This is a genomic window from Catenulispora acidiphila DSM 44928 (assembly GCF_000024025.1).
Taxonomy (GTDB): Bacteria; Actinomycetota; Actinomycetes; order Streptomycetales; family Catenulisporaceae; genus Catenulispora; species Catenulispora acidiphila.
In genome coordinates this window covers 720,987-737,779 of record NC_013131.1, presented here as the reverse complement: position 1 = coordinate 737,779, position 16,793 = coordinate 720,987, and the positions used below count along the sequence as shown (strand labels likewise).

Below are 16,793 nucleotides of genomic sequence, written 5' to 3'. Positions count from 1 at the left end.
TGCGGTCCCCTGTCCCTCATCACATGCTGTCGCTGCTATGACCCTCCGGCCGCGGCGTTTGTGACAGCGGTTTCGAGGACTGCGGCCAGGCGGGCGGTGTCCTCGCCGAGACCGGCCTGGTCCAAGGGGATCCAGCGGTGGTCGTCGACCTCTTCGAGTTGGAGCTCGACCTCGGTGGTCCCCGGGATTCCGTTGAGGAGGAAGGCGTAGCGGAAGTCGAAGTGCCAGTGCTCTGGTTCGTCCTTCGCCGGGTTGGCCGGGATGCGGTGCGCGTCGACGGCCAGCGGCAGGATCGGGTCGCCGAGGAGCGTGATGTGCTCGGCGCCGAGGCCGGTCTCCTCAAGCAGCTCGCGGCGTGCGGCGTCGAGCGGAGAGGCGTCCTCGGGCTCGACGTGGCCGCCGGGGTTGAGCCAGCGGCCGAGGGACTTGTGGGCGATCTGGAGCAGCCGGCCGTCCTCGGACACCACGAGCGCGCCGGTGGTCACGTGACCCGGGAGGGTGCGGCGGTCGGTCATCCGCGCGGTGCCGGCGGCGAGCGCCTCGCTGAAGGGCCGGACCCGCTCGGTTTGGTCCGGATGACGCGCCAGGTAGCGGGACAGGTATGCGCGGATCGCGGTATCGGTCACGCGTGCGGGCGGCGGAGGTGGGTACATGACGGGCTATGCCTTCCCGGTCGGCGTCGTTGCCCGTCATGATCCCACCCGCGTGGGACGCTCGAACTGGTGTCCGCCGACCAGATGGCGGACCTGCGCGCCGACCGCGAAACCGACTGCGTAGGATGATCATCTCACCCATCCGGCACAAATCCCCGTGATCGAGATGCGCCGGTCCGCCCCACGTTCCACGCTGGACGAAAGTCCGGTTGGTAAGACACCGCCCACCGCCCCGGGAGATGAGACGACCGCCATGAGCCGCCCCAAGATACTCGTCCTCGGCAGCGGCTTCGCGGGCACGGAGTGCGCGCACAAGCTGGAGAAGAAGCTCTCCATCGACGACGCCGAGATCCGCCTGGTGACGCCGGTCAACCACCAGCTGTACCTGCCGCTGCTGCCGCACGTCGCCTCCGGCGTGCTCACGCCGCAGGCGGTGGCCGTCTCGCTGCGCCGGATGCTCAAGCGCACGCTGGTCATCCCCGGCGGCGCGATCGGCATCGACACCCAGACCAAGTCGGTGGTGGTGCGCAAGATCGACGGCCAGGAGGTCGTCGAGCGCTATGACTACCTGATTCTCACCCCCGGCAGCGTGACCCGGCAGTTCAACATCCCGGGCGTGGACAAGTACGCGGTCGGCGTGAAGACGCTGGCCGAGGCGGCGTGGATCCGGGACCACGTGATCGCCCAGCTCGACCTGGCGGCGGTGGCCGACACCGACGCCGAGCGCGAGTCCCGGCTGCAGTTCGTGGTGGTCGGCGGCGGCTACGCGGGCACCGAGACCGCGGCGTACCTGCAGCGGCTGACCACCGAGGCGGTGAAGCGCTACCCGAACCTGGACGGCAGCCTGGTCAAGTGGCATCTGGTCGACATCGCGCCGCGCCTGATGCCCGAACTCGGGGAGAAGCTCGGCGAGAAGGCGCTGAAGATCCTGAGGAAGCGCGGCCTGCACGTCTCCCTGGGCGTCTCGGTCGCCGAGTGCACCGAGGACACCGTCACCCTGACCGACGGCCGCGTCCTGCCCTGCCGCACCCTGATCTGGACCGCCGGCGTCGCCCCGAGCCCGCTGATCGCCACCATGGGCGCCCCCACCAACCGCGGCCGCCTGGTGGTCAACGCCGACCTGACCGTCCCGGACCTGCCCGGCGTCTTCGCCCTCGGCGACGCCGCCGCCGTCCCCGACCTGGCCAAGGGCGGCGACGCCATCTGCCCGCCGACCGCCCAGCACGCGATGCGCCAAGGCTGGGCCGCCGCGGAGAACGTGATGTCAGCCGTCCGCGGCTTCCCCTTGAAGGACTACCACCACAAGGACCTCGGCCTGGTCGTCGACCTCGGCGGCCTCAAGGCGGTCAGCAAGCCCCTGGGCATCCCCCTGTCCGGCCTCCCCGCCCAGATCGTCGCCCGCGGCTACCACATCATGGCCCTGCGCACCTTCGCCGCCCGCTTCCGCACCGGCGCCGGCTGGCTCCTGAACTCCCTCGTCGGCGACGACTTCGTCCGCACCGGCTTCCAAGCCGAGCGAGCAGCCTCCCTCCGCGACTTCGAGTACACCGACGTCTACCTGACCCGCGAGGAAATCCTCCAGCGCACCCGCGGCACCGCCCTGGTCCACGAGGCGGCGGAGACGCCGGCTTCGGCGGCGTGAGGGTCAGCGGGTCCAGGGATCGATGACGGTGAGGCCGAGGTATTCGAAGTCTTTGACGTTGCGGGTCGCCAGCAAAGCACCGTGGGCTTGACAGATCGCTGCGATCTGCGCGTCGGGGAAGGAAATGGGGCGGCCGCCTGCGAAGCGACTCGCCACCACCATCGCGTAGTACTCTGCCGCCGCCACGTCGAAGGGCAGTACTCGTTGGTCGAATTCGGCGAGTAACGCATCCGTGTCCGTCATGAGGTCGGACCTGCGCCGACCCCCGGACATCCGAAGGATGCCGTGCCGGAGCTCAGCCACGCTCACCGCCGTGAGGAACAGGTCGCGGCCGAATTCCTCGACCCAAGCCGCCACCGCCGCGTCGGGCGCCGGCCGCATGAGTTCGGAGAAGACGTTCGTGTCGATGATGATCATTCAGGCCCGAAATCCACGACGCGCGGCATCTCCGTACGAGGCGGAATGTCGAGCTCGACTCCGCCGTGCTTGCGGAAGGCCTCGATGATCGCCACTCCGAAGTTCTCCCGCTCGCGGACCGACTCCTCGAGGATGCTGCGCACCTCGGCTTCCATCGACCGGCCATGCTTGGCGGCCCGCACGCGCAGCCGCTGCTTGACGCCCTCATCAAGGTTCCGGACCACAATGGTCACCATGCGAACCACCTCCGCTGGCAACGCTAGCATTGCCAGCACCTCTGACTCCATTCAGTAGTCAGTCAGTCACAATAGCGGAGGCCGCCGAGGCAGAGCGCTTCAGCGACCTCCGTCCCTAAAGCCGCGCCTCACCCCACCGCCATCGCGAACACATGCTGCGACGTGGCGTTCGACGCCGGCAGGTTCGGCAGGGTCACCGAGGCCAGGGTCTTGCCCGATGGGAGCGGCACGGTGTTCGCCCAGATCGAGAACGAGCCGGACGCGGTTGTCGTGGTGCCGTTGTAGGTCGAGGTGTGCTGGTTGGCGTAGGCCGCCTTGGCGACGAGGGTGTCGCCGGTGGCGGGGGTGGTGTCGGTCCAGTCGGAGAGGGTCAGGGTGAAGGGCTGGGAGGTGCCGTCGGTGAAGTGGAGGGTGCCGGGCTCGGTGACGCCGTGGGTGGTGCTGAAGCCGAGGATGCCGAGTTTGGTGCCGGTGCCGGTGACGGCGATGGTCTGGCCGGTGGCGATCGTGTTGTCGGTGGCGTCGAGGGGTTGGGGGTGCCAGGGTCCGAAGTCGATGCCGGATGCTGTCACGTCGGTGCCCTTCGTCAGGCCGGCGGCGGCCAGGGCGGTCGCGGAGAAAGACTTGCCGCTCTGGGTCGCGCTGTTCAGGCTGCCGGCCCAGCGGTTGGCGTCGGCGGTGACCGCGGTGTCGGTCAGGGCCGCCGAGAATGACAGGACGCTGTCATCGCCCGGTCCGTTGTAGGCGCCGCGGTTCGGGGCGGTGGTGGCGGAGACCGCGTTGCCGAAGTAGTCCTTGCCGCCGTTGTTCGCCACCACCGCGCCGGTACCGCGCTCGGGGGAGGCGGTGTGCAGCTTGATGGCGAGCGTGCCCGCGGCGTCGTTGATCAGCTGCGGGTCGGCGGTGTGGGCTGCCGTGTCGCCGGAGGAGGGCGCCGTGACGCCGCCGTAGTACGTGTTGGCGGTGAATGTCGCCGAGTTATCCGACGCCCAGGAGGCCGTCGGCGCCACGAAGATGTTGTTCTGCCACACCACTTTTCCGCCGAGCGTGTCCGTGATCGGCTTGCCTGGGCAGAAGAAGGTGTTGTTGTAGATGTAGTGCGTGCCGGTGCCGGTGCTGGAGTTCGTGAAGCGGCAGTCGTCGCGCGAGATGTTGTAGCGCAGCACCGCGTTCGTGGTCGTCGCCGCGCCGCCGCAGCCGGACAGGCAGTCGAGGTAGAAGCCGCCGGCGTTGTTGTAGGAGTAGTTGTACTGGTACAGGCACGTGCCGGTGTTGCTGATGTCGCAGTCCCACGCGGTCGCGTCGTTCACGACCCCGGTCTGCGTGCCGACGGTGTTGTGCTGGAACGTCGGATTGTTGCTGTGGTACGGCCACATCCCGGCGAAGTTCCCGGCCACGAAGGGGTACGCCCCGAGCCCGAGGTCCGTCGCGGTGTTGTACTCCACCAGCGGCGCGTCGCTGTCGTGCACCACGATCCCGTCGCCGCCGTCCGCGGTCAGGGTGTTGTGCCCGATGTACACGCCGGTGTTCATGGCCGTGGTCTCGCCCTCGACCTTGATGCCGCCGCCCCCGGCGTCATGGATGGCGTTGTTCGACACCGACACGCCGTTGAAGACGCCGGACCCGGTCGCCACGCGCACCGCGATGCCCGCCGAGTAGGAGAACCACGACGCGTTCGTCCCGGTCTTGTCGCCCCAGCCCGCCACGTTCGCGACCTCGTTGCCGGTGACGGAGATCCCGGCCTGGTTCGCGGCGCCGGCGACCTCGACGAGGATGCCCTCGTGCTGCGCCCGCGTGGAGGAGCTGTTCTGGACCTTCAGACCCTTGATGGTCCAGTAGCTCTGGTCGACGAGGTGCACCGTCGCCTCGGTCGCGCCGCCGCCCTCGATCACCGGCGCGGCGCCGGAACCGTAGGCGTCGACGGTGATCGGCGAGCCGGAAGCGCCGGAACCCTTCGGCGTCAGCGCGCCGTGGCAGGTGGTCCCGGCCTTGAAGGACAGCGTGTCGCCGGCGGCGAAGACGTGTCCGTCGGGGTCCGTGAGGGCGTTCCACGGAGAACCCGAGGACCCGGTTCCGTCCGAGGCGGCGGAGCAGTCCACGTAGTAGACGGTCCCGGCAGCGTGGGCCATCGGGACCGTGACGGCCAGCAGGCCGACGGCACCGAGGGCCATCGCCCCCAGCGCCGAGAGCGAAGCGCGCAGTTGCGCTTTCACAGTTACGTACCTCCAGTGCGATGGTGGTGCGTGAATGAGGGAGGTGGTGCGCCTACTTCCCCGCTCCGAGGGTCAAGCCCTCGGTGATCCGGCGCCCGAGCCACGCGTAGAGCGCGAGCATGGGCAGCACCGCGATGGACACCCCGGCGAACATCACGCCGAAGTCCTCGCCGGTGAACTGCTGCTGGGTCAGGAAGTTGACCAACGCCAGCGGCAGCGTGAAGTTGTCATTGGTCTGCAGGAACATCAGCGCCAGGAACGTCTCGTTCCAGCACGCGATCGCCACCAGCGTCAGCGCCGTCATCAGCCCGCCCTTGGCCAGCGGCAGCATGATCCGCCAGAACGTCATCCCCGGGCCCACGCCGTCCAGCGCCGCGGCCTCCTCCAGCTCCCCCGGCAGCGAGGCGAAGAACGACATCAGCAGGTACACCGTGAACGGCAGGTTCACCACGACGTAGAGCACGATCAGCCCGGCGAGATTGTCGATCAGGTGCATCTTGGCCATGATCGAATACAGCGGCAGCACGATGATCTGCATCGGGATGCCCAGCCCCAGCACGAAGTACATGCTCACGCCGCCGGACACGCGGTTCTGGTTGCGGCCCAGCACGTACGCCGCCGGCGAGGCCAGCAGCACCGTCCCGGCCGCCGCCACCGCGACCACCAGCACCGAGTTCACGAACGCCGGCCCGAAGCCGCCGTCGTGCCAGGCCTTGCTCCAGTTGGCGAACTTCAGCTCGGTCGGCAGCCGGAAGGGGTGGTTCAGCACGTTGTAGCTGGACTTCAGCGAGCTGAGCAGGATGAACAGGAACGTGAACGCGCAGAAGGCGACGAACAGCCAGATCAGCGCGGAACCCGGCAGCCGGGCCCAGGGGATCCGGCGGCGGCCGGCGGAAACCGCCGCCGGCGTCTTGGGGTCCCTCCTGGGGTCCCTCCTGAGGTCCCTCTTGGGGTCCCGCGCCGCGCTCTCAGCGCGGGACCCGGTCGTCGCGGCGCTCATAGTCGTCCCGCCTTCGTGTCGGTCATCGGTACTCAGAGCTCGAGCCGGTCGCGGCTGGTCACCCGGCGCAGGACCACGACCACCACCACGACCGCCACGAGCGTGACGACCGCGCCGGCGCAGGCCCGGCCGAAGTCGTAGATCGGGGACGTGCCGCCGATGGTCTCGCCGTAGACGTACATCGCCGACGTCCACTGGTTGGTGCTGGGCAGGTTCCCCTGCGAGCCGGAGAAGGCGAGGATGAACTCGAAGATCTTCACCGTGCCGATGGTCCACAGCACCGCGGCGGTCCCGATCACGTCCCAGGACATCGGCAGCGTGATGTGCCGGAAGCGCTGCCAGGAGTTGGTCCCGGCGAGCTTGGCCTCTTCGTAGTAGTACGGCGGGATGCGGTCCACGCCGGCCATCAGGATCGTCACGTAGTAGCCGGTGTTGATCCAGACGATCGCGACCAGGATCGCGTCGAACTGCCACTGCGGCTTGAGCCAGTCCACCGGGCCCAGACCGAAGGAGTGCAGGCCCTTGTTCAGCATTCCGTCGTGGTTCAGCAGGAAGTCCCAGAACGCGGCCAGCGCCACGCCGGAGACGATGTGCGGCAGGAAGATGAAGCCCTGGATGAACCGGCGGCCCTTCATCTCGCGCAGCATCAGCATGAAGGCGAAGCTCAGGACGAAAAGGAAGATGCCGCACCCGAACAGCAGCTTCAGGGTGTTGAAGAAGGCGTCCTTGAACGCCGGGTCGTGCGTCAGGTGGTCGTAGTTGAGCGTGCCCTTCCACCGCGGGTTGGAGAACCCGTCCCAGCTGGTGAAGCTCGCGTAGAACGAGTACGCGGTCGGCACCATGAACAGCACCGTGTACAGGATCAGCGCCGGCGCCAAGAACGGTCCGAAGACACGCCGACGGCGCCGGGCCAGGGGCGAGCCCTTGACCCGGCCCCGCCGGACACCGATGGTGGCGCTGGTCACGACGCGGACTTCCAGTAATCGATCGTGCCCTGCCGGCCGTTGGCGACGAACTTCGCGGCGTCGTCCTGGCCGGTGATCAGGCGGATCATCTCGGGGTTCAGCATCTTGTTGGTCCAGTCCGCGTAGTCCACGGACAGGTGCGCCTGGTCGGCGTAGACGGTCCCGGTCAGCGCCTTGCTCATCGAGGCCAGCTGGGCCGGCGGGGCGATGTCGGCGCGCGGTGTGAGGTTCAGCGCCTGGGTCGAGATGCCGGAGAGCTCCTCCTTCTTCATGAAGAAGGCCACGAACTTCTCGGCGGCGTCGGAGTGCTTGGCGGTCTTGGGGACCGCGAAGCCGAAGAAGTTGATGCCGGTGTCGGTGTTGCCCGAGTCCAGGGCCGGCAGCTGGATGCTGTCGAATGTGAAGCCGGCAGCGGCGTTCGGCGCGGCTTCGGAGGGAACCCACGTGCCGGACAGGTAGAAGGCGGCCTGTCCCTTGGCCCAGTCACCCTCTTCGTCGATGCTCTTGCTGGACTCGTAGCCCTTGAGGAAGTCGCCCTTGTCGCGCATCGCTTGGACCAGCTGCGCGGCCTTGAGGACCTTCGGGTCATCCCAGGCGGCGCCGGTCTTGTCGCTCGCCAACTTCTTCAGGGTGTCAGTACCCAGCTCGCGCTGAAGGGTCAGCAGCACCCAGTACTTGTCGTCGCCGGGGACCGCGACCGGCGTCATCCCCATGCCCTTGGCCTTGTCGAACAGCGCGAGCAGATCGTCCCAGGTCTTCGGCGGGTTGGCAGCGAGGGCGGGGAACTTCGACGCGTCGAACCACAGGCCTTCGGAGGAGACCTCGTAAGGCGCGATGAAAGGCTTGCCGTTCTTGTCGTTCAGGAACGGCTTGTAGCTGTCGGGGATGACCTGGCCGACGGTCTGCGACTCGCCGGGGATCGTGGTGCCGTACAGGCTGCTCAGGTCGGTGGTCTCGTCCTTGGCGACCAGCGCGCCGAGCGCGTTCACCGACTGGTCGACCAGGTCCGCCGAGGAGCCGGTGCGCAGCGTCGGGGTCAGCTTGGTGATGACGTCGCGGCCCTGCCACTGGATGGTCACCTTGATACCGGTGGCGGCGGTGAAGTCGTCGGCGGCCTTCTTGATCACCTTGGCCTGCGGCTCGTTCTGCTGCCACATCGACCAGTAGGTGAACGAGGTGCTGCCCGAGGACTTGGCGCCGGAGGACGTGCCGGGCTTGCTGGAGCTGCCACAGGCCGACAGGCTCGCGGCCGAGACGGCCACCGCGGCGGCTATGACGCCGGCGCGGTGGACGTTCTTACTGGTTCGCATATCGGGACTCGCTCTCTGTGGGCTCTCAGGTGAGGGGGTAGCAAGTGAAGAGGTAGCAAGTGGCTGTCACGCTATGGATGGCAGAGTCTCGGGCAACACCCGTCCGAGCAGCTCGGTCCCGGCGGTCAGGCGCCGCAGCTCAGCCAGGACGAAATCGCCCAGCCGCCGCAGTTCGCCGCCGATCGAGCCGGCGACGTGCGGGGTCAGCGTGAGGTTCGGCAGGTCGAACAGCTCCGAGTCCGGCGGCAGCGGATCGGGATCGGTGACGTCGGCGACCGCGTACAGCCGCCCGGCCCGCAGTTCGTCGGCCAGCGCCGCGGTGTCGACCAGGGCGCCGCGCGCGGTGTTGATCAGGGTCGCGCCGTCCTTCATCAGAGCCAGCCGGCGCCGGTCCATCTGGTGCCGGGTCTCGGCGGTGCTCGGCGCGTGCAGGCTGACCACGTCGCTGGCCGCGACGAGGGCGTCGAGCCCGGTCGGCACGGCGCCGAGTCCGCGGACCACCTCGTCCGGCACGTAGGGGTCGTGCACCAGGACGGTCGCGTCCAGGACCCGCAGCATCTCCACGACCCGGCGGCCGACGCGGGAGAGCCCGACGACCCCGATCACCCGGCGGTGGTTGCCGACCGGGACGAAGCCCTCGGACCAGTGCAGCCAGTCCCGGCCGTCCCGCCCCGCGCGGAACGCGCGCTCCATCTCCGGCAGCCGCTTGCCCGCGCTGATGACCATCGCGAGGGTGTACTCGGCGACCGGGACCGCGTTGTCGGCGACCGCCGAGGAGACCAGCAGCCCGCGCGCCCACGCGGCGTCGGTCATGTGGTGCTTCACGCTGCCGCCGGAGTGCAGGACGGCGCGCAACGCCGGCATCCGCGCCAGCGCCGGCTCGTCCAGCACGGGACAGTCCCAGCCGGTGATCAGCACTTCGGCCCGCACCAGCGCCCCGGCCGCGCGGGGGTCGGCGAAGTCGGTGACCACCGCCTCCGGATCCGCTTCGGCCAGCCGGGCAAGGCGCTCCTCGGCGTCCGCGTCGAACAGCAGCGGACGCAGAGCGGGGCGCATGGCCAGGACGGCGTGCGGACGATCCATGAAGCGGCGAGGCCTTTCGAATGAGCCGTCAAACGAACAATGGGGACCAGTGTCAGAAGAAGGCAACCGAAAGTCAATACGTTCGATGACAACCGATGGGAAACGAACAAAAACGTAACTCGGACTTGCCGGAAGGCCGTCGGACCCGCATGCTGTGAACGGTTCTGACTGATAGCTTCTGCTCCAGGAGGTGGTTCGTGCTCGCCGCGAGACGGCACGCCCTGATCCTTCGCCTGGCCCGCGAACGCGGGTCGGTGCAGGTGGCCGAGCTGGTCGGCATCCTCGGAGTGTCGGACGTGACAGTCCGGCGCGACCTGGACCAGCTGGCCAAGGCCGGACAACTGGACAAGGTGCACGGCGGCGCGGTGCTGCCCGCCTCGGCCGAGCCCGCACCGCCGGCCCGGCACCAGGATCCGGGCGGCGAGGGCGACCTGCCGGTCATCGGCGCGCTGATCCCCAAGTCCTCGTACTACTTCAACCGGGTCGTCGACGGGATGCGCCGCGTGTTGCGCGAGCCCGAGGGACGGCTGCTGGTCGCCGTCTCGGACTACCAGTCCGGGCAGGACCTGTCGCTGGCGATGGGCCTGGTGGACTCCGGGGCGCAGGCCGTACTGCTCGCGCCGGCGGACGAAGTGGAGTGGGCCGGGGCGCTCGGCGTGCCGACGGTGTTGGTCGAGCGGCGGTCCTACGGACCGGCGGCCGCGACCACCTCGTGGGTCCGGACAGACCACGAAACCGGTGCCGGGCTCGCGGTTCGGCATCTGCACGAACTCGGACACCGCCGCATCGCGATGTTCGCCCGCGGCGAGACACCGACCTCCCGCAGTGTCCTGAACGGCTTCGAGCAGGCGGCCTCAGCACTGGCGCTACCGCAGATGCCGCGCATCATCGGCACCGACCTCGCCGGCTGGCCGAACTGGGGCGCGGAGCAGATAGACGCCCTCGCCGAACGGCTGCGCGCCTCAGAGGCGACCGCACTGCTGGTCCACTCCGACGAGGACGCACTGGCGTTGCTGCAGAACGGTTTCGCCACGCGGTTCGCCGTACCGCGCGAGATGTCGATCGTCGCCTACGACGACGAGTTCTCGGCACTGACGCGACCGGCACTGACCGCGGTGTCGCCGCCGAAGGAGTCGGTCGGAGAACTGGCGGTGCGCACGCTGCTGGACCTGGTACGCGACCCCGGGGCGCCGGCGCGGCATGTGGACGTCTCGCCGCGCCTGATCGTGCGGGAGTCGACGGGGGTCGCCCGCTCGGCGTAGGCGGGTGGCGCGAGGGGGGCGGCTGGTCGGTGCGGGCTTTTTGGGCACCGCTGACTGGTGTGCGGGTGGTGTGGGGGGTGGCTCGGTGCGGTTGGTTTGTGGGTTTTTAGAAGCTTCTTTACGTCTTCGAGCATGGTTTGATGGCCCCGCAGGGGACGCAGTTCGGTGGTGGGTGTCCGGGTGGCGCTGGCGGCCGGCGGTGGAGGCTGTTCACGACCGCGCGCAGGTCCGAGTCACTGCGCACACGTCGGGGCTGGCGGGTAGCGGCCGCGTTTGGTAGGCACCTGAAGTCAAGGGCAGAGCAGGGCCTCCGGCGGCGCCTTCGCGGCGAGCGGCCTCGCTCCGGGGAGGGGCGGTCGCGCTGTCCGGCGGCGGTCGTTGCTTGTGGTAGGGATCTGGGACAAAAGCGACCAACATTCAGACCGCCGCCGAGTAGCCCCACCCAGCCCGACCCCCCGTTGCAGAGTGCCCCCGCCGGAGGCGCCTGCCCTTGACGTTGACTTCAGGTGCCCCTCAAACGTGGCAGACACCCGCCAACCCCAACGTGTGCGCAGTGACTCGGACCGGTGCGCGGTCGTGGACACGAATAACCGCCGGCCGCCGACGCTCCTCAGATACCTGCCACCGAACTGCGCCCCCCTGCGAGGCCATCAAACCATGCTCGAAGACGTAAAAAGCTTCTCAAAACCCACAAACCAACCGCACCAGCCCACTCACCCCATCCCACGCACAAGTCATGAGCGCCGCTTCTTACTTGGCGGTCCGCCCACGAGTCGCCCACGCGTCGCCTACAGGTTCGGCGCCTGAAGGTCGGCGCGCCAGCCGTCCTCGTCGTGGTGGCGCCTGAGGATCCGGGCCGGGACGCCGCCGATCAGGCAGTGGTCGGGGAACGATCCGCGGACCACCGCGCCGGCGGCCACGGCGACGTTCCGGCCCAGTGTCGTGCCCGGCAGGATCACCGAGCCGACGCCGAGCCAGCAGCCGTCGCCGATGGTCACCGGCTTGTCCTCGGCGTCCTGGCGGCCGATCGGGGTGTCGAGCGCGACGTAGCCGTGGTTCTGGTCGGTGACGTAGACGTAGGGACCGAAGAAGACGTCGTCGCCGATGTCGACGCGCAGGTGCGCCACGATGTGGCTGCCGCGGCCGATCGAGCAGCCGCGGCCGATCCGCAGCACGATCTCCTCGCCGAAGTCCTCGTCCGGCCAGCCGACCGCCAGGCTCACGCCTTCGCCGACAAGCGTGCCCTCGCCGATGGCCATGTACTGCTCGTTGTAGAGCGCGCCGAGGGGGAAGGACAGCGCGGCGCCGGGACCCAGATGCGCGAAGCGGTACCGTCCGGGATTGCCGGAGGTGATGCGGCCGCGCACTCGAGCCCAGTCCCACACCCCGCGAATCGCGGCGGCGGTGAGGCGGTCGATCCAGCGGGGACGACGAGGCACTGGGGTCTCTTCTCGACATGATCACAGCAGGGGGATCGCCGTCAGCATACGGCCGGCGCGAGCGGTACGCGCTCTGTGCTTGAGGAGCTGCGGCAAGACCGCCGTCAGCCTGCCCCTGCACGGTAAGGTGTGCCGTCCCGTTGCGCCGTCCGCTGTACCCGTCCGGAGGACTCCCGCCGATGACCGTCCCCGACGCCACCGTGCCGGTGACCACGTGCTTCCGGCACAACGGGCGCGAGAGCCACATCCGCTGCACGCGCTGCGACCGGTACATCTGCCCCGACTGCATGCGCAGTGCCTCGGTGGGGTTTCAGTGCCCTGACTGTGTCCGCGACGGGAACAAGGACGTACGGCAGGCGCGGACGGTGTTCGGCTCGCTGGCGACTGGCGGCACGCGTCCGGTCGTCACCATCGCGCTCATCATGCTCAACTTCGCGGTGTACGCGGCGGAATTGCTGAAGAACTCGGTCGTGGACCAGCTCGGCATGCTCTCCGACGCGATGCGCGGACCGCACGACGGCGTCTACCTGACCATGGCCTCCCCGCCGCCGGGCTACCACCCCATCGGCGTCGCGCACGGGCAGTGGTACCGGATGATCACCTCGGCGTTCGTGCACATCCTGCCCAACCAGCCGCCGCTGGGACCGATGCACATCTTGTTCAACATGCTCTCGCTGTGGATGTTCGGCGTCGTGGTCGAGCAGCAGATAGGGCGGGTGCGGTACCTGGCGGCGTATCTGCTGTCGGCAGTCGGCGGATCAGTGTTCTGCTACTACCTGACGGCGCCGTACACGCAGTCCATCGGGGCGTCGGGGGCGGTCTTCGGGTTGATCGGGCTCTACTTCGTCCTGAGCCGCAAGCTGCACTTCGATCCGCTCGGCGGACAGCGGCAACTGGTCATGGCAGTGGTGTGGCTGGTGCTGGCGTCGCGGTTCACCTCGTGGCAGGGACACCTCGGCGGGCTGCTCACCGGAGCGGTGATCGGGCTGGTCTACGTCTACGCGCCGCGGGGCGGTCGGCAGGTCGCGATCCAGGCGGCGGGGTTGGTCGCGATACTGGCTGTGTTGGTCGGGGCGACCGTGGTGCGGACGTCGGTGCTGCATTCGGACGTTAGGGCTGCCGGTGCGGTGGGCGGCTGGAGCAGCTTGGGCACCGGGAGCGGTCACAGCACGAAGGGCGGGGTGGGGGATGGACGAGGCGTTGATCTGGCACGTGATCGCGCAGCAGAAGGCATGGCTGGACTCGCATCCGGACACTGATCCGGCACTCGCGGTCCCGCTGCGGGTGCTGAAGGTCGCCGAGGAGGCCGGCGAAGCGGCGGCGGCACTGATCGGCACGACCGGTCAGAACCCGCGCAAGGGACGCAGCCACACCGAAGCGGACCTGGAGGCAGAGCTCTGCGACGTGATCACCGCGGCGTCGGTCGCGCTGGCGACGCTGGTCCCGGACCCCGAACGTGTGCTGCACGACCACATGGGCCGCATCTACATGCGCTCGATCGAGGCCGGAGCGCCGCGCCTCGCGGAAGTCGGAACCGGGCTCGACCGCGCGGCATATGCGGCATCGCTGCCGAAGGTGGTCGTCGGCGCCTCGATGCTGTTCCACGACGAGGCACGCAAAGTCCTGATGGTCCGCCAGTCCTACCGCCCCGACGGGAAGTGGAGCTTCCCCGGCGGCGGTGTGGAGGAGGGCGAGTTCCCCGCCCAGGCCGCACGCCGCGAGGCGCTGGAGGAGGTAGGCCTGGACGCCGAACCCGGCGCCCTCCTCACGGTCGACTGGCGCCCCCGCGACGCCGAACGCCCGCCCCTGATCCACTACCTCTACGACGGCGGCACCCTCACCCCCGACGACATCGCCCGCATCCGCCTCCAGGACGACGAGATCGTCGAGCACGGCTTCTTCGATCTCGAAGCCGCCCGCGAACTCCTGGCGCCGCACACCTTTGACCGGCTGGTGCACGCCGAGGCCGCACGGGAGGGGCGGATCGCGGTGCAGGATCTTCAGGAGGGGCAGCCGCGACAGGCGGAACGGAACTGAGCGCCGGACACACCGGTTTGCCGCGCAATGCGCCCGCAATCCCGTCCCGCCATCATGGGCAAAACGTTGTCGAATATCGAGGAGGAATCACGATGGCCAGCCAGCCGGCGTACCAACTGACCCCCCAAGTGTGGCGAATTCCAGCCGGACCCTTTGATTTCGTCAACAGCTTCGCCATCGTCGAAGACGACGGCCGGGTGTCGTTGGTCGACACCGGCATGCCGAGTTCGGCCGGCCGCATCGAGGCGGGTCTGAAGGCGATGGGGAAGAGCGTGCAGGACGTGCACCGCATCGTCCTCACCCACGCGCACGGCGACCACGCCGGCGGCGCCGCCAAGCTGAAGGAGGCGACCGACGCCGACATCTCGATCAGCGCGATCGACGCGCCTTTCGCGCGCGGCGGCTACGCCCCGCCCCGCGACGGCTCCACGCTCGGCGGCAAGTTCCTGAACCTGTTGGGTCCCAAGGGAAACAAGTTCGCGAAGGTGATCGTCGGCGAGGAGTTCGCCGACGGCGACGTGCTGCCGGTCGGCGGCGGTCTGCGCGTCGTGCACACCCCCGGCCACACCCCCGGGCACGTGGCGCTGCGGCACGAGGCCGACGGCGTGCTGATCACCGGCGACTCGATCTGGAACGTCCGGAAGATGGGGTGGGGCGTCCGCGCCTTCTGCTCCGACATCAAGCTCAACCAGAAGACCGCGGACGTGCTCGGCGAGCTGGACTACGAGATCGCCGCGTTCACCCACGGCAAGCATGTGACCCAGAACGCCCGCGAGACCGTGCGGCGGTTTCTGAAGGAGGCCAAGCGCGCATGACCGACCTGTCCGACCCAGCTCCGTCCGAGCTGGCGGCTCCGTCCGACCCCGCGGCTCTGTCCGACCTGTCCGATCTGTTCGACCTGTCCACCGAACGGCTCAGCCTGCACCTGCTCACCGTCGAGGAGGGCCGCCGCATCGTCGACGTCGCCCCCGGCGAGCAGGACGTCTGGGCCGAGGACTTCCCGATGCAGGACGACCGCGACGGCGTGAAGGGCTTCCTCGGCGCGGCCGAAGCCGGGCACGACGCCGGGCCGTTCGGCTGCTACCGGATCGACCGCGCCGCCCCGGACGGCGCCGCGATCGGCACCATCGGGTTCTACGGTCCGCCGGACGAGCAGGGCCAGGTCATGTTCGGCTACGGTCTGGTCCCCGGCGCGCGCGGCAGCGGCTACGCCACCGAAGCCCTCGCCGCTCTGGTGGCGTTCTGCCGCTCGCACGACGGCGTCCGCACGATGGTCGCCGACACCGAGGCGGGCAACACCGCCTCCCAGCGCGTCCTGGACAAGACCGGGTTCGCGCTGGTGAAGGAAGAAGGCGACATGTGCTTCTACCGCCTCGACGCCACGGCCGGCTGAGCGGTTCAGCCCGGCACGATCGTGGAGTTCCGGACGACGAGATCGTTGGCGATCTCGACGGGCTCGTCCGGAACCGCACCGCCGGCCAGCGCGACGGCGAGCATCCGCGCCGCCTCCGCACCGATCTCGCGCAGCGGCCGGTGCACCGCGGTCAGCGGCGGCGCGGTCAGCGCGGCGTGCCCGGCGTCGTCGAACCCGACCACCGCGACGTCCACCGGCACCGGCCGGCCGAGGTGCCCCAGCATCTGCAGCACTCCGGAAGCCGACAGGTCGTTGTGGGCGAACACCGCGTCGAACTCGGTCCCGTCGGCGACGGCGCTCGACACAGCGACCCGACCGGACTCGCCGGAGTAGTCGCCGGGGAAGAACGCGTGTGCCGGCACCGGAAACCCGGCCTCGGCGAACGCGGCGGTGAACGAGCCGACGCGCTCGGCGGCGCAGTCGTAGCCGTCCGGCCCGCCGACCACCAACGGCCGCCGACGCCCCAGCGCCAGCAGATGCTCGGCGGCCTGACGTCCGCCGGGGCGGTTCCCCGTCGCCACGACCGGCATCCCCATGCCGGCCTCGCGATCGCTGATCAGCACCACCGGCAGCGCGGCCGAGACCATCTTGGCCACCGCCGGCACGGTCTCCTCGGGCTCGATGACCAGCAGACCGTCGAAGGCGTTGGCGTTGACGTGCCCTGCGAAACGCTGGAAGGAATCGTCGCCGACGTTGCGGGTGAACAGCATCAGCCCGTGGCCGCTGCTCGCCATCGCGTCGACGACGCCCTGCATCACCTGCGCGATCCACGGCCGCGTCAGGTTCGGTGCGAGCACGCCGACCACACCGGTCCGGCCCTTGGCCAACGACACCGCCCGGGCGCTGGGCACGTAGCCCAATTCCTTGACGACGCGCCGGACCCGGGCGGCGGTGGCGGCGTCCGTCTCCCCTTTTCCGTTGAGCACCCGCGACACCGTGGCCTTGCTGACCCCGGCACGCAACGCCACATGGGCGATGGTGACCCGCATTCCGTTCCCCCGTCCTACGTACCAATCCCCGACAGGATTGTGGCACGGCGACCACCCGGCGTGGTCCCCGGTGCGAAACCGGTGACGGCGGAGCCACCAGAGGTGGCTCCGCCGCGTGATCAGCGCGCTTGGG

At 69.3% G+C, this 16,793-nt stretch carries 16 protein-coding genes; 6 read left to right on the top strand and 10 right to left on the bottom strand.

What is annotated here, in order from left to right:
- Positions 1–35: 35 nt before the first annotated feature.
- Positions 36–653 carry an NUDIX hydrolase gene (locus CACI_RS03120; RefSeq protein ID WP_012784863.1) on the bottom strand — a complete coding sequence of 206 codons (618 nt, stop codon included), beginning with the start codon at positions 651–653 and terminating at the stop codon, positions 36–38.
- Between the two features lie 253 nt (positions 654–906).
- Here CACI_RS03120 and CACI_RS03115 point away from each other — a divergent pair, with 253 nt between their 5' ends.
- A complete protein-coding gene (locus tag CACI_RS03115; RefSeq protein ID WP_012784862.1) occupies positions 907–2,295 on the top strand; it encodes an NAD(P)/FAD-dependent oxidoreductase in 1,389 nt (462 codons plus the stop codon).
- 3 nt (positions 2,296–2,298) lie between these two features.
- Here CACI_RS03115 and CACI_RS03110 read toward each other — a convergent pair whose 3' ends face one another.
- The 7 genes from CACI_RS03110 to CACI_RS03080 all read right to left on the bottom strand — a co-directional run bounded on the left by CACI_RS03110 (position 2,299) and on the right by CACI_RS03080 (position 9,519).
- Positions 2,299–2,712 carry a type II toxin-antitoxin system VapC family toxin gene (locus CACI_RS03110; protein WP_012784861.1) on the bottom strand — a complete coding sequence of 138 codons (414 nt, stop codon included), beginning with the start codon at positions 2,710–2,712 and terminating at the stop codon, positions 2,299–2,301.
- Entirely contained in the window at positions 2,709–2,948 is a 240-nt protein-coding gene (locus CACI_RS03105) for a FitA-like ribbon-helix-helix domain-containing protein (protein ID WP_012784860.1), read from the bottom strand. Before CACI_RS03105 ends, CACI_RS03110 begins: the two co-directional genes overlap by 4 nt.
- 128 nt (positions 2,949–3,076) lie before the next feature.
- Entirely contained in the window at positions 3,077–5,161 is a 2,085-nt protein-coding gene (locus tag CACI_RS03100) for a right-handed parallel beta-helix repeat-containing protein (RefSeq protein ID WP_012784859.1), read from the bottom strand.
- 52 nt (positions 5,162–5,213) lie between these two features.
- Positions 5,214–6,161, bottom strand: coding sequence for a carbohydrate ABC transporter permease (locus CACI_RS03095; RefSeq protein ID WP_012784858.1), 948 nt, complete (start codon positions 6,159–6,161; stop codon positions 5,214–5,216).
- Between the two features lie 32 nt (positions 6,162–6,193).
- Positions 6,194–7,126, bottom strand: a complete 933-nt coding sequence (locus CACI_RS03090) for a carbohydrate ABC transporter permease (protein ID WP_012784857.1) — start codon at positions 7,124–7,126, stop codon at positions 6,194–6,196.
- Positions 7,123–8,436 (bottom strand): ABC transporter substrate-binding protein, encoded by a 1,314-nt coding sequence (locus CACI_RS03085; protein WP_012784856.1) that lies wholly within the window; start codon positions 8,434–8,436, stop codon positions 7,123–7,125. Before CACI_RS03085 ends, CACI_RS03090 begins: the two co-directional genes overlap by 4 nt.
- Positions 8,437–8,502: 66 nt before the next feature.
- Positions 8,503–9,519 (bottom strand): hydroxyacid dehydrogenase, encoded by a 1,017-nt coding sequence (locus tag CACI_RS03080; RefSeq protein ID WP_012784855.1) that lies wholly within the window; start codon positions 9,517–9,519, stop codon positions 8,503–8,505.
- Between the two features lie 197 nt (positions 9,520–9,716).
- On the opposite strand from CACI_RS03080, the gene CACI_RS03075 reads away from it, so the two are divergent.
- Positions 9,717–10,781 carry a LacI family DNA-binding transcriptional regulator gene (locus CACI_RS03075; RefSeq protein WP_012784854.1) on the top strand — a complete coding sequence of 355 codons (1,065 nt, stop codon included), beginning with the start codon at positions 9,717–9,719 and terminating at the stop codon, positions 10,779–10,781.
- A gap of 788 nt (positions 10,782–11,569) precedes the next feature.
- Here the strand turns inward: CACI_RS03075 and CACI_RS03070 are convergent.
- Entirely contained in the window at positions 11,570–12,220 is a 651-nt protein-coding gene (locus CACI_RS03070) for an acyltransferase (RefSeq protein WP_223297443.1), read from the bottom strand.
- Positions 12,221–12,399: 179 nt separating this feature from the next.
- On the opposite strand from CACI_RS03070, the gene CACI_RS03065 reads away from it, so the two are divergent.
- The 4 genes from CACI_RS03065 (at position 12,400) to CACI_RS03050 (ending at position 15,650) form a co-directional block, all read left to right on the top strand.
- Positions 12,400–13,479, top strand: a complete 1,080-nt coding sequence (locus CACI_RS03065) for a rhomboid family intramembrane serine protease (protein ID WP_012784852.1) — start codon at positions 12,400–12,402, stop codon at positions 13,477–13,479.
- The gene (locus tag CACI_RS47455) at positions 13,409–14,257 is read left to right on the top strand and encodes an NUDIX domain-containing protein (protein WP_012784851.1); all 849 of its coding nucleotides are present in this window, start codon (positions 13,409–13,411) and stop codon (positions 14,255–14,257) included. Before CACI_RS03065 ends, CACI_RS47455 begins: the two co-directional genes overlap by 71 nt.
- Positions 14,258–14,349: 92 nt before the next feature.
- A complete protein-coding gene (locus tag CACI_RS03055; RefSeq protein WP_012784850.1) occupies positions 14,350–15,072 on the top strand; it encodes an MBL fold metallo-hydrolase in 723 nt (240 codons plus the stop codon).
- The gene (locus CACI_RS03050; RefSeq protein WP_012784849.1) at positions 15,069–15,650 is read left to right on the top strand and encodes a GNAT family N-acetyltransferase; all 582 of its coding nucleotides are present in this window, start codon (positions 15,069–15,071) and stop codon (positions 15,648–15,650) included. Before CACI_RS03055 ends, CACI_RS03050 begins: the two co-directional genes overlap by 4 nt.
- 5 nt (positions 15,651–15,655) lie before the next feature.
- Here CACI_RS03050 and CACI_RS03045 read toward each other — a convergent pair whose 3' ends face one another.
- Positions 15,656–16,660, bottom strand: a complete 1,005-nt coding sequence (locus tag CACI_RS03045; RefSeq protein WP_012784848.1) for a LacI family DNA-binding transcriptional regulator — start codon at positions 16,658–16,660, stop codon at positions 15,656–15,658.
- Between the last annotated feature and the right edge of the window lie 133 nt (positions 16,661–16,793).